Below are 14558 nucleotides of genomic sequence, written 5' to 3'. Positions count from 1 at the left end.
TGTTTGTTTCCAAAACACTTTCTATTCCAAAACCCTTACTCAAATCTGAGGTTAATTAACCTCAGCTCTGGATAAGCGAATTTGCCCAATAAAGCTATTGTTCTCACTCTCGGCGTTGCTTTCATTTGTAATAGCCCGCTATTACTGCATAAAAGCGCCTTGATATTGAGCAAAATATCATCATTGGATTGTACGTATGTTTGTTTCCAAAACACTTTCTATTCCAAAACCCTTATCCAAACCTGAGGTTATTTAACTTGCGGGCAAATAACACCAAGCTTACACTGTTTGCTCTTTTGTACAGCACGAGATTTCAATGACACAGTTAAGCATCTTAGTCGGCTCGCAAAACCCAATAAAAATAAATGCTGCAAAGCAGGTTTTTAGCAATTACTTTCCTGATAAGACTATCCATTGCGAAGGGCTGCAAGCGCCTTCCTTGGTGCCTGAGCAACCGTTAGGGGAAGAACAAACACGACTTGGCGCACAAAATAGAGTCAAATATTTAATGCAACACCACAACGCAGACTATTATTGCGCAATGGAGGGCGGCGCACACCAGTTTAGCTATGGCCCTGCAACATTTGCCTATGTCGTAATAGCAAACTCACAACACACTAGTGTAAACCGCAGCAGTAACCTGCCGCTCCCTCAAGTTATTTTCGACGCACTGATCGCAGGAGAGGAGCTTGGGCCGGTAATGGACAAAACTTTCAACACCACCAATATAAAGCAAAAAGGCGGTGCGATTGGTTTGCTTACTAACAACTTAGCAACCAGAGAAAGTACCTACACGCAAGCCTTAACGCTTGCTATGGCACCTTTCATTCATGCAGAACTGTTCAACAATCAATAAAGGGTACTATGAAATACACACATATTTTATTTGATGCCGATGAAACCCTATTTAGCTTTAATGCATTTGCGGGGTTGCAAGTCATGCTCGCACAATATGGGGTCACATTTACTGCTGAGCACTTTACAGAGTATCAGCAGGTCAACGCACCATTATGGCTAGATTATCAGGCAGGTCATATCGATGCTAAAACATTGCAAGTTACTCGCTTTTCTCAGTGGGCCAACAAGCTTAATGTGCCTGCAGAGCAGCTCAACGAGGGGTTTTTAACGGCAATGGCAGCCATTTGTGAACCTTTACCCGGCGCGCGCGAATTATTAACCCAATTACAGGGTAAAGCCAAGCTAGGGATCATTACCAATGGGTTTGCAGCATTACAGCAACGCAGATTGGCTCACACCGGTCTTACTGAACACTTTGAGCACTTGGTTATTTCTGAGTTGGTCGGCATTGCCAAACCAGACCCCAAGATTTTTCAACACACTTTATCACTTTTTGGTGAGCCAGATAAATCTAAAGTACTGATGGTCGGTGATACCCCGAGTAGCGACATTTTGGGCGCTAACCAGTTTGGCATTAACAGCTGCTGGTTACAGCACCAGAATCAATCATGCCCAGCTGACATAAAGCCTACTTATACTGTGCGCTCATTGAACGAGTTAGCCCGTTTGCTGGCTGAGGAATAGTGAGGTAACACAAGGGGAAAAAGATAATGAGGTCAGAGTAATCTCTAACCTCATAAATAACACTGTCAGTGAATTAGACCGCGTTACGTTGACGCAACACTTCAAATAAACAGACCCCAGTTGCCACAGACACGTTCAAACTTGACACCGTGCCAACCATAGGAATTTTCACCAAAATATCACAATGCTCACGGGTTAAACGGCGCATACCGTCTCCTTCTGCCCCCATGATGATTGCAATTGGACCCGTTAAGCTTGCATCAAACACATGCGTGTCTGTTTCACCCGCCGTACCAGCAACCCAAACACCCGCCTCTTTAATATCACGTAGAGTACGTGCAAGGTTGGTGACTTGGATCAACGGCACCGTTTCTGCAGCCCCACAAGCAACTTTACGAGCCGTACCGGTTAATTTAGCCGACTTGTCTTTTGGTACGATCACGCCATGTACACCCGCAGCATCAGCACTACGTAAACAAGCACCAAGGTTATGCGGATCAGTTACACCATCTAATACTAAAAAGAAGGGATTGTCTTCTCTGGCAATGATGTCATCTAAATCACGTTCGCTGTAAGTACGTGCCGCTTTCACATTGGCAATAATACCTTGATGTTGCTCGCCTTTTGATTTGTTATCTAACGCTTTACGCTGCATAAACTGCACCGAAATACCAAATCTACGTGCTTCATTAATGATTGGATTTAAGCGTTTATCTTCACGCCCTTTTAATGCGTAGATCTCTAAAAAGCGCTCAGGCTCTTTGTTTAAAATGGCTTCAATAGAATGAAAACCATAAATTAATTCATTACTCACTGCGTTTATGCTCCAGTGCTTTTACGTTTACGGGCGTTTTTACCAGGGCGCTTTGCTTTGGCTTTTTTGGCTTTAGGTTTTGCTTTGCCTTTAGTCACTTCAGCACTCGACGATTTCGCTTTTTTCAGCTTACCTTTCGGCGTGGTCTTTTTACCCTTACTCGGCTTTTTAGACGGCTTACTCTGCTCATCTTGCTGGTCTTTGCCGGGGATTTTACCTGCTTTTAGCTGTGAACGCACACTACTTGGCGCATGTTGTTTTGATTTAGTCTGTGGTTTTGCACGTCGACGTGCGTATCTATCAGGTACCGTCTCTCCCGCCAATACCAAGTTAACTCGACGCTCGTCTAAGCTCACAGACACAACGGTCACAGTAAGCTTATCACCCAACCGGTAAACTGAGTGAGAGTGCTCACCAATGAGGGTATGTTTGGCCCCATCATATTGGTAGTACTCTTGCCCCAAGTTAGAAACATGAATTAAGCCATCAATTTGTAAGTCATCTAAGCGAACAAATAACCCAAAGTTGGTCACTGACGACACCACCCCAGAGAATTCATCTCCTACATGATCTTGCATATATTCACATTTGAGCCAATCAGCCACTTCTCGGGTCGCATCATCAGCACGTCGTTCAGTGGTCGAGCATTGCTCACCTAACCTATCGACTTCATCATTTTCGTAAACATAGGCACCCGATGTTTGCTGGCCTTGGCTTGCTAATATGCCTTTAATCGCTCGATGAACCACTAGATCAGGGTAACGGCGGATAGGCGATGTAAAATGCGCGTACGCCGACAGCGCGAGTCCATAGTGTCCAATATTATCAGCCTGATACACGGCTTGCTTCATAGAGCGTAATAACATGGTCTGGATCAATTCTTTTTCTGGGCGATCACCCAATTGTGCCAGCGCCGCCGTTAATTCTTTTGGCTCAGGCTCGTTAGGCAGTAAACTTTCAATGCCTAAGTCATTTAAAAATTGTCTAAAGTGACTGAGCTTTTCTTGATCCGGCTCATCATGAATACGATAAAGCGCGGGTGCTTCATGTTTTTCTAATAATTTAGCCGCTGACACATTGGCTAAAATCATACATTCTTCAATCAGCTTATGCGCATCGTTACGTACCAAGGGCACAATAGACTCAATTTTGCGATGGGCGTTAAACACAAAGCGAGTTTCAACGGTTTCAAACTCTATGGCACCTCGTGTCTGACGTGCCGACTTCAATGCCATATACATTTGCTGTAAATCAGTCAAATGCGGCACAACCGCGGCATATTGTTCGCGCAGTATTTCATCACCTTGCAATATAGCATGTACTTTGGTGTAAGTGAGGCGTGCATGTGAGTTCATGATCGCTTCGCAAAAACGATAACCAGACAACTTACCCGCTTCAGAGACCGTCATTTCTGCCACCATGCATAAGCGGTCGACTTCTGGGTTCAGTGAACATAGTCCATTCGACAGCACTTTAGGAAGCATCGGGATCACTTGCTCAGGAAAATATACTGAGTTACCGCGTTCAATGGCTTCTTTATCCAGTGCACTGCCTTTTGGTACATAATGAGACACATCGGCAATGGCGACCCATAGGCGCCATCCACCTGACTTTTTACGTTCGCAATAAACGGCATCATCAAAGTCGCGGGCATCTTCACCATCAATGGTGACTAACGGTAGCTCGCGTAAATCAACCCGCCCGGCTTTATCAGCTTCTTCAACAAACTCACCATGTTTCGCTACTTGTTCTAACACTGCTTCTGGCCATACATGCGGAATGTCGTGATTACGCAACGCCACTTCAATTTCCATGCCTGGCGCCATGTGGTCGCCAAGCACTTCAAGTACTTTACCCACCGCGTTCATTTGTCGGCTTGGACTCTGTGTGATCTCAACCTGCACCATTTGATTATGACGCGCACCATTTTCACTGCCTGGTAATATAATAATGTCTTGGGTAATGCGCGGATCTTCTGGCACCACAACCGCTGTGCCATGCTCAACGAAATAACGTCCAACAATTGGTGCACGCTCACCTGCAAGTACTTTTATAATACGGGCTTCGACTTTACCGCCAGAACCACGGCTTGCTGCTTTGGCTAAAACAATGTCGCCGTGCAAAACCATATTCATTTGATGTTTTGCAACAAACCAGTCTTTAGGTTCGCCTTCCACCACCAAAAATCCAAAGCCATCACGATGCCCGATCACTCGACCTTTAACCAACCCATCATCGGTTGGGATCACATAACGTTTAAACTTATTGAAATGTAATTGACCATCACGTTCCATTGCGCGCAAACGACGTTTAAAGGCTATTTGCCGCTCTGATTCGAATACATTCAAATCACTACAGAGGTGACTAAAGGTGGCCGCTTTTGCTGACACTTTTTTAATGTGCTCTAAAATAAATTCACGGCTGGGAACTGGGTTTTCGTATTTATCTTGCTCTCGGCTAAGGTAAGGATCCTGTTTTGACATTCACTATCTTGTTAATGGAGTTATGTCGTTATTTTAACCCAAAATCGAACAATGAGACAGCCGCAGACAATGAAAGTTTTGTGTAGCCCAATAGCACTGCTAACATACCGACTGGGCCAATGCGTTTATTTGTTAAAATTTTCCGGTTAAATTTATAAACCAACCTTTTGAGTCATAATCAAAATCCGTTAAATCATCAGAGAACTCGGTAAAATTATAACCAATACCCACTTTCATATGCTCGCCGACATGGCGATGAATGGCTGCAAGTGCACCACTACGCTCGTCTTGCGCACGATCGACAGCTAAATTACGCCACTCTATGGTTGCATCCCAGTTATGTGCTAAGTGATAGTCTGCTCTGAGTACATGCAACTGAGCAGTTGAGTCAAACCAAGGTCCTGCGTCGCGCCCTAATCGCACCTCTCCTATACGCTGAGCAAACTTAGCACCCACTCGCCAACGCGAAGTTAAGCGGTAATTCACATCAACTGACCATACCGTACTACGTTGCTGTGGGGTGTTATCTAAGCCAATGCCATTGAGTTGCTGCGCGGGTGCTAAATCTTCTAAATAAGTCACACTCGCCATCGCGGACCAAGGGCTTGCTTCTATAGGACGATAAGCAAATCCTAACTGAAACTCCGTAAAGTCACTGTTTAAGCCACTATTTTCAGTTTCAGCATTACTCTCACTTATTGCCGTATCAAAACGTAACTGCGCTCGCCAATCAGGTGACAACTTAGCGGTAAAGTTATGCCGCATCAGCCAGTTAGTACGCTGCTCATCATCAGTGCTGTCTTGGCGGTATTCTAGCGCGCCCGACCAGCGCAGGCCTTGGTGTAAATACCCTACCCCTAACGTGACACTGTCTCGCGCCAATTGACCTTGTTCAAATAAATCTATGTCGCCATTTTCAAAGCCAACCTGCACTTGCCAACGTTCGTTAATGCTATGATCAACGCCATAAGCGTGCGTGATGCCCGTTTGACGATCATCTTTTTGGAATTGTTGCTCACCATACACACTGGTTGAATCACTAAAACGATGCCGAGCGCCCGTTACCCATTGACGCTGTTGCCGAGAATTGAATAAGTCATCTCCATCAGGGTCTAATTGATAATTGAGATATACATTGCCTGACGCACTGTAAGCATAATCAACCCCAGCAACAGCGGCAAAGCCTTGCTTTCCTTGAGATGTTTCGCCTTTGAGTGTGATCGCTTCAGAAATCTGAACCTCTCCCCCAAAGCCAACTCGATCATTAGCCTTTCGCGTTACTTCTTTATCGAGTGTACCTTGCACAAACCCATACGCTAACCAGTCTGTTTTAGGATTATATTGCAGTTGTAAAGCTACATCCGTGCGCTGACCTTCATCTGCTTGCCCTACCACAAGTGCATTTGCAGATGATATAGCATGTAGCTGCTCACGCTTATCCATGCGGATCCCTGTGCTCACTTGCCATTGCTCAGTCAATTCATGTGCAATGTCTAGCTCAGCCGCTTGGCGATGATAACGTGCTTTCACCTTATTTTCGTCAGCTTTAAGTTTAACCTGCGTATCTGCTGTTGCTTGCCAAGTTAATAAAACCCCTGCGGTTTGTGCTTCATCAGCGTTGACTTGACCAAGTCCCGCAAAGCCTTGTTGTAGCTTTTGCCAATACACATTGACCTTGCCATCGTTATTTAACCCTAATTCGTGCCATGTAGAGGCCGCTTCAACACGTACTCCTTGTGCATTCGTTGGCGTGTCAGCAGACTGCGTATTATCAAAACTAAAGCCACCATTAAAAGTGCTTAACGCACTCGCGATACCTTGTGTTTCAGCCGCTTCAACTTTCACATAACTGTGTTCACTGTGCCGATATATCGCATCCAAACCATATAAGTTATCATCATATTCATCGAGCTTTTGCTGACGTACTGTTGCGCCGATTTGCACTTTGTCGTTTAACCATTGGCTAATACGGCCACCATAGGTCAAATTATTCAGCTGCGAAAATCCTGCGCTGTATTCATAATTGGCGATTAAATAGGTGGGGTTATTATCTAAGCTTGCGGCACGAACCAATAAATCATCAAATTCAAATGACGACAAAGGTTTGGTGAGTAATATACGCCCTTGCAAGGCATCAATATCATAGTCTTGACCAGCCACTAATGCTCGACGTACTAACACTAACCCTGAGATTTTATCTCGTACTTCAACGGCTATTTGCTCAGAACCAATGACAATATCTTGATGTTGAAGGTAATAAAGCGAGCCTCCGGTGGCCCTATGCGTTTCATAGGCTGGTAAGGTTTCAGCTTCAGCGACAAATAACTCGGCACCCGCGGTACTTTCACCAAACTGTGTTACATCAGCACTCACATACTTTGCCTGTAGACCGTATAAACCACGCTCTACTCGGCTTAACTCTGTATCGCTTATTTGCGTGTTAAAGTTACCCCATAAAACCTGATTATCATCTTTGGCAATTTTTAAATACAGCTTACCATTACTGGGCGCATCATCTCGTGTGGTTGAGTCATCACCAAATTCACTCGGATGGGCTTGCTCTTCCAAACGCCTGAATAAGCTTTTAGGATCTTTTTGATGAATGTTCGAAAATAGCTCGTTAAGAGGCGCTTCACGGGTATCGATTCTTGCTGTGACTTGGTACTCGTCTTGCCATTTTCCTGTAATGTAGCCAGCCAAACGCCCGTCAGCAAATAACTCACCATCTTTATGTTGAGTTTTATTCAGTAAATCAACCGGTCCATTATGGCTATTTTGTCCAACCGTTAAATCAGCCATCGCTACATAAAACCAATCACTTTTTGGTAGCGCTAAATCACGGTGGATCAAAGTGCCATTGCCATCATCATCCAAAACAGCCACTTCAGCACGATGAAAGCCGGAACGAACAATTTGCTGATGGACAAATTTACGCTCGCGGGTGATAGCCACCACACGACCTAAAAAGAACACATGGTGCTGCTCTGGCACTTGCTCGCCATATAACGTCAGCGTGCCTCCTGCTACTTTGATATTTTGCTTTTCTAATTGAGACTTGCCATAGCTTGTCAGTAAGTAGCCTGTTACTTTTTCTGGCTCTACCGCAAATTTAGGCCGAAAGTCTGCACTATTGAGCACTGTTTCGTCGAAGCGGCCGCTATTGTCATACACTCTCAATCGGTACGCTAAGCTCATCCCTAATAAGTTACCGGGTAAACGCCACTTCCCCTCCAAATTATCATTGAGTGACACCTTACTGAGTACCTGCTGATCATCCGGCGCCATAACCAAGACTTCTGCATATTTTATAAAGCTGCTGTAATTACTGTAACCCTTTAAATGCATCATCAAGGTATTACCCGATTGGGTTAATGCATGTTGAATACTGAGCTTAGGCAGTGCCTCAAGTGGATCGTATTTCAATTGCAGCTGCATTTTTTTAAGCGCCACATCTGCACAGCGTTGTTGATCAGCATTATTGGCGCTATCACCAGACGCAAACGGTTGTCCATCCAGCGTAATGGCCATTGCGGGCTGTGGTAACATGGGGTTGTCACATATTAGCTGTCGTTGTGGCCCAGCTTGTATCACTATTTTGGTTGTGGTTTTTTCTTCAACATACACCGCTATCACTTCAACGCGGCGATTTCGCGCCATACCCGCTAAAGTGGCGTTACTGGCAATAGGTTCGCGGTTTGAGCGCCCAACAGTGGTAGTCGCATCACTTTTTAGCCCTAATTGCTGGCGGAAGTAGCCAGCCACAATATCCGCTCGATGCTCTGACAGGCCCTGATTGGTTTTATAAATTTTCTTCGCATTAGAGCTGAGCCGTTGGCTATCGGCATGGCCAATAAAATGGAGCTTTAGCTGTTTTTTACCGCGAAGCTGACCAATGATAAAGTCCATTTCTTGTTTTGTTGAACCGGTGAGAAAATGCTTACCTGACACAAAGCGAATCGCAGAATCTTTCACGTAATTGGCTTTTTTTGCCACTTGCTCAGTGTGTGGTTGTTCTACCTCTTTGTCACTGACCGGCACCAGCGCGTGTAGCACAAAGTGTTTTTGTACTAATTGCTGTTCAGTATTGCTGCCGATGCCAGTACTTCGCACCATGTTATATTCTAAGCTCGCTGCCAAAGCGACACTGCTCATGTTGCAACTCAGTACTGCGATTACTGAAACCGATACAGGGTTTAAAGCACGTAACTTAATCATGGGGAACCCCTTTTTTCGCGCTCTGGGGCTGCGAAAATACCGATTCGACAATTTCTTCTTCCACTGTCAAGGTGTGATCCTTATTGCTGTCTTGCCATTGCTCAACAAGCCATTCTTTTAGCTGCGTAACACGCTGTTGCGCTATCTCATAACCTTCATTTTTAGCATCACGGTATGCCAGTCTTATCACCACATCTGTTGATGCAACGGTATTCAGTAGTTGATTTAACTGCGCCCGATAATTTGCTTTGATCTGTCCATTTTCAAATGCTTCATCACTTAATTGAATACGTGCCACACGATGAATGCTGGCAGCAAAATTAGCTTCCACATTTTTACCTCGCGTAAGGCGTACCACTCGAGGGTTTTCTGTCGTCACCCGATACCCAGACGGTAAGCTTCGCGTATCAACTTTAATGATGAAGTTGCTACCACGACTTTGATGTGGCACATCGGCACACGCAAGGTGGTAACGACCATAGTGATCTGTGGTGATCCAAAGCCCTTGTGCTGTGGCTAATTTAACGGCTGGTAAGCCGGGTTCTTGGGGATCATGAATGCCATTACGGTTCATATCGTCAAATACTTGCCCGGTCAAATCACTACAGTCCATGATTGAATCAGGGATCACACGCACTGTTGCACTGGCTATATTTGAAATGCGCTTAGTATTTAAACCATTAAATTGACCACCACTAAACTCAGCCCATGCTTGGTTTACAAACTTGCCTTCACTCACACCAGCACCAACGACAACCAGTAAATCAATCAGCACACTTTGCTGGGGTGACAAAGTGCGCCCATTCCAACGCAACTGACGTCCCATTTGTTGTGGTTCCATGAATTGCCCGTCAATGCGAGCGCTTCCTGCGACATATTTAAACCCAGCGGGAAGCTGATCAATAAAATCAACTGGGTTAATGCTTATTTCTGTACGATTATGAATGGCAATGTGATACGGGATCAGCTCACCAATCACCACATCTTGTTTCAGTGCTTTTTTACTCACTTGCACCATACTTTCATCATAAGGGTCTAATGGAATATGGTTGTTTACCACATTACCTGATGGCAGTTTTGGCTGGATGAAAAAACGGGTATAGTACTGCGTAGAGTCCATTGAGGCATAGATGCCTTGTGAATCGCTAGGACATGCCAAAGGATCATGTTTTACCGCCGCTAATGTCGGCGCGGTATTTACTTTATGTACCGTCACAGGTAATTCATGGGCACCGACTTTAAGCTGCACATCACATACCGGTAATTGCTTTGACAGGCCGCTGTAATAACCACTTGGTGAAGTCACCTCTAAACGGTATTCTCCAGCGGGCGCTTGTGCAAATAATAAAAATTGATAGAAACCATCATCCCCAGTGGTTTGTTCCACATTCGGCTGCCCCCCCACCAAATGTAAATCAGGATCAAACCCAACTGGACCTATGATCTCAATTTTTGCACCTTGTATGGGCGTACGTGAATTGACATCGTAAATCACCCCTGATGGGTCAACCGGCAGTGACTGTTCTGGCACATGCTCTCCGGCGCTGAGCACAATGTTTAAAATAGTGCCTTTGTCTGTATTGGTGTCTGGATCTCCAGATACAGGAATACCGTAAATCACGCCCCCTTGAGGATGACGAAAACGTACTTCGTATACGCCAACCGGTAAACCTTCAAATTGGTATTTGCCGTTTTGATCTGACTCAACCACAGCCAGCGGTTCGGAATCTAATTCGTTAGCTTCACCATTTAATTGATCAGGTAATAACTCAACTAACCAACCAGCTTGGCCGTTACCATCATCATCAGAACGGTTATGGTTATTGTCTTGCCACACGGCACCGCTGATCGCAGCCGGATCCATTAACTGCTCGCCAAAGTTATACGCTGTTGCATCGGTAATATGACGCTCTATGATGATTTCACTGATTTGGTCATCACCAATTCTCGGGGCAACCACTCCCCCAATACTGCCAGCAGCTTCTTTACCATCTTGGGTATTGTCGGGTTGTGTTTCTGTCAACTCAAAGCCATTTTGATCTGACAGGGGTAAATTACGGATCTGATAACGACCATAACGATCTGTGGTTGCGGTACGTGACACACTTTGATTGTTTAAATCAATACCTGAAATATGAATCGCAACATCACTTAAACCAATTTCTGAACGCTGTTGCTCGCCATCATCGTTTAAATCAACATACACCGTACCGCCAATATGACTGCCACGCTCAGCAAAGTTGTACCCAACACCCTGCTCTCCAAGCGCTAGGGCAATCTCTAAAAAACCATCATTGATCACTTCGCCGCCAAGAGACCCCACTTGCTCTTGTCCATCGAGCCAAGCTGTTGGATGTGTTTGAATTACCTGATAAACACCCGGGCGTAAATAGTCGAACAAAAAGACCCCTTGTTCATTACTGGTCGTAACTAATTCTACCGCTTCATTATCCGTTGTTACTCCTGACAGTGTCAGGGTAACACCACTAATACCGATAGTTTCACTGTCATCAAGCAGGCCATTTTCATCACTGTCTACCCAAACGGAGCCGCCAATTGACGCCTTTGGTAATTCAGCAAAATCGAAATACGCATAGTTTTTTGTGCCTAACAACGGAGGTGTGGTGATAATATCTTGGCCTTTAGAGTTGGCAACCAATTGTGTCATCGCCATTTCTTGGCCATCCACGTACTGCTCAGGTTGTAGCTGTTCAATCACATAGCCTTGTGCTGAGCTCGGGGCTAAATCAGTAAATTGATATTCACCCAATTCATTGGTTCGTGTTTCTTGCTTAACTGCTTCACCGCGATAATCATTCCCCGATAGCGTGATCAACACCCCACTAATGGCAAGCGCTTGATATTCATTTTTACTTAATAGATCTGGTAGTTTGGCATCATCATCCATATCAACGAATACTCTCCCTTGCAATTCAATTGCATAACGCTCAGTAAAGTTATTGTTAATTAAATCGCTGTCAGGCCATACCTGACCAAGTAAAATCACATCAGTTTGATCACTGTCTGCAATACGCTCACCGCCTAAGGCATCAAAGTTATCAGCGTAATTATTAGGTTGAACTTGACTTAGTTGATAGCCTTGATGATTACTTGGTGGTAACTCAGTGAATTGATAAAAACCGCTTGCATTGGTTTGCACTGATAATTCAATGACTTCGCTATTGATACTGATACCACGTAACGTTATAGCGACGTTCGAAATACTGCGCTCCTCTGAGCTAAGTAATAAATTGTCGTCAGTATCAACAAACACAAAGCCACTGACTTGCGATAACGCTAACTCAGCGAACACTAAACTATCAACATCTTGTGAGGAGTCGAGCACAATATTAAACACGTCATTCTCACTGGTTTGAATTTGACCTGCGAGAGACTCTAGGCCGTCATACCAACCATGAGGCTGTATTTGCTTAATTTGATAGCCACGAATATCACTGGCAGGCAAATGCTCAAAAATAAATGTCCCATTTGAATCACTGCTTACACTGTGGTTAACAACCTCGCCATAACGTGAGGTCCCCGTCAGTGTGATCTCCACTTTGGCAATACCCAGTTCGCCATTTTGCACCAAGCCGTCATGATTCAAATCACTTATCACCACACCGCTGATACTTGAATTAGCTTGCTCTAACTCAGTAAATAAGTAGCCGCTTTGCTGAGCACTTTGTGCAACAACAATATTGCTAATTTGATCATTCTCAACAGTTATCGCGCCTTGTTTATAATCAAGACCATCCAAATACTCCGCAGGCTGAGACTGGACCAAACGATACCCTGTTGGATTCGAAGCATATAACTGCTCAAACTTAAACTCACCATTGTTGTTGGTTACGCCCGTTGCTTGTACTGCACGGTCAAATATATCCGCCCCTTGCAAAGTCACAGTTACATTTGCTAACCCACTGTCTGTTGCCTCAAATTGACCATTTTGTTGTTGGTCAACAAAGACGCGCCCAGTTATTACCGCATCATTAACGGGTGCTAACTCCGTAAACACTGCAGTTAATACATTGCTGCCCGTTACACGCAACTGAGCAATAATATCGGTATTGTCACTGTTGCTTATTAAGCTGTCTTGCACATAATCTTTACCATCAAAGTGATATGCAGGTTGTATTTGGGTAAGTGAATAACCTTGTGCATCAGACGCATAAAGTTGTGTAAATGACGTTCTGCCTTGACTATCTGTCAGCGCACTGAGATTTATATTTTCACCCAGTATATTCTTACCCGATAAAGATACTTCTGTATTCGCCAAAGCTGAATCTATCATATCCAACTGACCATTTTGATTTTGATCTGCAAACACAATGACATTGATAACACTGTCGTTAGCAGGTAATTGTTCGGTTAAATCAACATGTGTAGTACTTGAGGTACTAACACTGACTGTAACAACATCATCAGGATTGGTTTGTTTGGTATGATTCAGGTAGTCTGCACCATCAACATATACGTCAGACTGTGTATGAGTGAGTCGATATCCCGCAGTATTCGCCGCATATAACTGAGAAAACTCAAACTGACCCAGACTATCTGATGTTGTATTCAATGATACTTCATTATCAAATAAATCTTTGCCTGCCAATTTAATTACATAGCCAGAAAGCGTTTTGTCATTAGCACTAAATTGACCATCTTGCGCTACGTCGACAAAAATAGTGCCTGTAATTTTGGCATCATTAGCTGGTAATTGCTCAGTAAAATCTAACCGTATATGCGCTGAAGTCGCCAATGCCATATTATCAACGACATCACTTTTTTGGCTATTGGTAATGGCCTTAGCAGCTAAGTAATCAATACCATCATTGTACAAGGCTGGGTGAACCTGTCTTACAGTATACCCTTGGCTATTCGAGGCAAATAAGTTATCAAATGCATAATTCCCCAGCTGATCGGTAGTGGTTTTTAAATTCACCTCACGACCTAAAACATCTTGCCCTGAAAGGACTAGTTCAACGCCAGAAATATGTCTATCTTGTGACTGCTCAGTTCCATCTTGCGCGACATCAACATAAACTCGGCCACTGATCTTTGCCTCATTCTTAGGATACTTTTCAGTAAATAAAACCGCGCCTTTCGCTAACGCAACCTGATGTAATTTAATTCCATCTTGCTCTTTAACCACAGCGCCCGATAGGTAATCTCGCCCATCTAAATAAACATCGACCTTTCCTTGCGACAGCCAATAACCGTCAGGCGAGGGCTGGCGTAACTCTGTAAATACAAACTCGCCATTATTATTTGACGTTGTACTTAATTTTATATCAAAGCCAAATTCATCTTTCCCTGACAACTCGAACGAAATATTTGCCAAGCCTTTATCGCCGTTACCAAATACTTTGTCTTGATTAACATCTAAAATCACTCGCCCTTCAAGCTGTAAACTTCCAGCATTCGCTTGCTCGGTAAAGACTACCTTACTTGGTTTACCAACCTTGATGGTCTTAACGACGTTCTTACCCGCATAGGTATTCTGCACA

6 protein-coding genes are annotated in these 14558 nt (G+C 44.2%); 2 read left to right on the top strand and 4 right to left on the bottom strand.

The window, feature by feature from the left end; translation table 11 throughout:
* Nucleotides 1-316 precede the first annotated feature (316 nt).
* Nucleotides 317-856 carry an inosine/xanthosine triphosphatase gene (yjjX, locus tag J8M01_RS12900; protein WP_211058236.1) on the top strand — a complete coding sequence of 180 codons (540 nt, stop codon included), beginning with the start codon at nt 317-319 and terminating at the stop codon, nt 854-856.
* A gap of 8 nt (nt 857-864) precedes the next feature.
* Complete coding sequence (gene yjjG, locus J8M01_RS12895) at nt 865-1542, top strand: pyrimidine 5'-nucleotidase (RefSeq protein WP_211058235.1); 678 nt, start codon at nt 865-867, stop codon at nt 1540-1542.
* A gap of 73 nt (nt 1543-1615) precedes the next feature.
* Here the strand turns inward: yjjG and rlmB are convergent, their stop codons facing one another.
* From rlmB to J8M01_RS12875, 4 genes are all read right to left on the bottom strand, one after another.
* On the bottom strand, nt 1616-2356 hold the full coding sequence (rlmB, locus tag J8M01_RS12890; protein ID WP_138591017.1) for a 23S rRNA (guanosine(2251)-2'-O)-methyltransferase RlmB: 741 nt from the start codon (nt 2354-2356) through the stop codon (nt 1616-1618).
* A 5-nt stretch (nt 2357-2361) separates the two neighbouring features.
* Nucleotides 2362-4839, bottom strand: a complete 2478-nt coding sequence (gene rnr, locus J8M01_RS12885) for a ribonuclease R (RefSeq protein ID WP_211058234.1) — start codon at nt 4837-4839, stop codon at nt 2362-2364.
* A gap of 132 nt (nt 4840-4971) precedes the next feature.
* Nucleotides 4972-9054 (bottom strand): OmpA family protein, encoded by a 4083-nt coding sequence (locus J8M01_RS12880; protein ID WP_211058233.1) that lies wholly within the window; start codon nt 9052-9054, stop codon nt 4972-4974.
* On the bottom strand, nt 9047-14558 hold a 5512-nt coding region (locus J8M01_RS12875; RefSeq protein ID WP_211058232.1), incomplete at its 5' end, for an SdrD B-like domain-containing protein. The genes J8M01_RS12875 and J8M01_RS12880, both read right to left, overlap by 8 nt.

This window comes from Pseudoalteromonas sp. MMG005, from assembly GCF_018101015.1.
Lineage (GTDB): Bacteria > Pseudomonadota > Gammaproteobacteria > Enterobacterales > Alteromonadaceae > Pseudoalteromonas > Pseudoalteromonas aurantia.
Note: the sequence above shows the minus strand (reverse complement) of the source record. Positions and strands in the feature narration are given on the sequence as shown.